3 protein-coding genes and 1 pseudogene are annotated in these 1,822 nt (G+C 37.8%); all 4 read left to right on the top strand.

Annotation, left to right across the window (positions count from 1 at the left end):
• A partial coding sequence (locus HW45_RS04385; RefSeq protein ID WP_038225162.1) for an HD-GYP domain-containing protein occupies positions 1 to 261 on the top strand: 261 nt, incomplete at its 5' end.
• Positions 262 to 331: 70 nt separating this feature from the next.
• On the top strand, positions 332 to 610 hold the full coding sequence (locus tag HW45_RS04390) for a hypothetical protein (protein ID WP_038225164.1): 279 nt from the start codon (positions 332 to 334) through the stop codon (positions 608 to 610).
• Between the two features lie 470 nt (positions 611 to 1,080).
• A complete protein-coding gene (locus HW45_RS04395; protein WP_051867779.1) occupies positions 1,081 to 1,614 on the top strand; it encodes a DNA-binding protein in 534 nt (177 codons plus the stop codon).
• A 13-nt stretch (positions 1,615 to 1,627) separates the two neighbouring features.
• A pseudogene (locus HW45_RS29900) lies at positions 1,628 to 1,822 on the top strand (hypothetical protein); the annotation flags it as partial.

Below are 1,822 nucleotides of genomic sequence, written 5' to 3' on the forward strand. Positions count from 1 at the left end.
CACCATGAAAAATGGGATGGTTCGGGTTATCCAAAAGGAACCAAAGGAGAGGATATTCCGTTGTCTGCAAGAATTGTAACTATAGCGGACGTTTTTGATGCTTTAACAAGCTCTAGGTCATATAAAGATGCATGGTCTGTTGATGAGGCTTTAAGTTATCTTATACAACAATCCGGTATTCACTTTGATAGAATGTTAGTAAATTTGTTTGTAAAACAAAAGAAACATATTTTACATATAAAAAGCTGCTTTCCAGAATAAGGGTTTATATTTAGATGGCTTTATCTTTAAAATATACTGCTTGTATATTCACTAAATGAAAGGAGCGTTTATGAGGTTGTTACTTGTTTTTACTTTGAGCTTAGCTTCTACAATGGCTTATGCATTGATTCCATTGAAGGATGAGAAAATTATTGAGTTAGCGAAATTATCAATGGAGGAACACTTACTTAGAGAAGGTCTGACGATTGATGATGCAAAAATGGCATTAGCGTTTAAAGATTCTGCGTCGGACAAATCTACCATTTATTTTGAAGTAGATAATCATCATGGAGAACCTGAAATTTACGTTGTGGTTTGCCGGAAAAAATGTTATCTGAATTACCGATAATCCACATATCCACAGGTAAAAGGCATATGGCATTTCTCTATACCCTATTTCTATAACCTTTTTTGGGTGGTGATTATGTCCATTATGGTAAATAGCGAAATTTAAGGCTTTTTTTGCCAACTTCACTCCCTGATAGTGTCAGAGTGGTAAAAAACATACTTCTTCCTTCTCAAAACCCCACAACTTCAATCTGAAAATTAATTACAGTTTTTTGCCAGATGTTAACTATTTGTGAACGGTTTTTATTTCACCTCGATCACACCATCTAACCCTTAAAATGATCAACTTTCTTAGTTGTACACTTCTTATCCACTATTTTTGTGCATAACACAGAATTGTTTTCCCTTCACACTAAGTAACGTTGTCACGTTTCACTTATATATTTTTTTGTTTTATTGTTTGTATGTTTGTTGGTTTGTTTGTATAGTAACAAACGTACAAACAAACTTTAAAAGTGATAGGTGGACAAAATGGCAAGAGAGAGAGCTTTTTCAGATCAGCAAGTCATTGAAGCAGCGAACGCTTTATTGGTCGAAGGTAAAAATATCAATGGTACGTCCCTACGTAATAAAATCGGTACTGGTCGTCCATCTGCATTAATGGATGTTTTTAGAGAGCTAGAAGGTGAGGGACAAATCCTTGCGCCTACCGTACCTGATACAACTGAGAAAGCCCTAGTACATCAAGAGTTACCGCCCGAAGTCGCGGATAAGTTGTCGATAATGTTGGCCGATGTTGAACATTTGGTTCACCAAATTAATGACCATGCTCACTACACCGTTGAGCAGCGTTTAAATAATGCCATTGCTGAAGCTAATGAAAGAGCCGCCGATGCAGCTAGGCGCGAAGCTGAGTCTATTCAAGAGCAAGATAAAGCCTTTGAACAGTTGGAAGATGCTTTAGAAAAAATCGGAGAGCTGCAACAAGGCTTAAAAGATCTAGAGCAGGAAAACAGTAAATTAAGTGCTGATCTTAACGTTGCTCGTAGTAAAACCNNTAGCTGACCGAGACGAACGTTTGACCGAGCAGCAAAAGCAACTTAATGACGTACAGGCGAAGTTGAGCCAAGCTGATGCAGACAAAGCCAAAGCTCAGGGACAAGCAGAGTCTTTGACAGCGCAATTAAGTGAACAGGCCAAAGAGCTAAAAGCAGTCACCAAAGAGCACACTCAGCTACAAAAACAACACGCAAAATCTGAAACCAAGGTTGAA

The organism is Vibrio sp. ER1A (assembly GCF_000733315.1).
Lineage (GTDB): Bacteria > Pseudomonadota > Gammaproteobacteria > Enterobacterales > Vibrionaceae > Vibrio > Vibrio mediterranei.

Bases quoted from the DNA above. Each gene is read 5' to 3' on its own strand.
- HW45_RS04390 (WP_038225164.1), top strand. From the start codon at position 332: ATGAGGTTGTTACTTGTTTTTACTTTGAGCTTAGCTTCTACAATGGCT.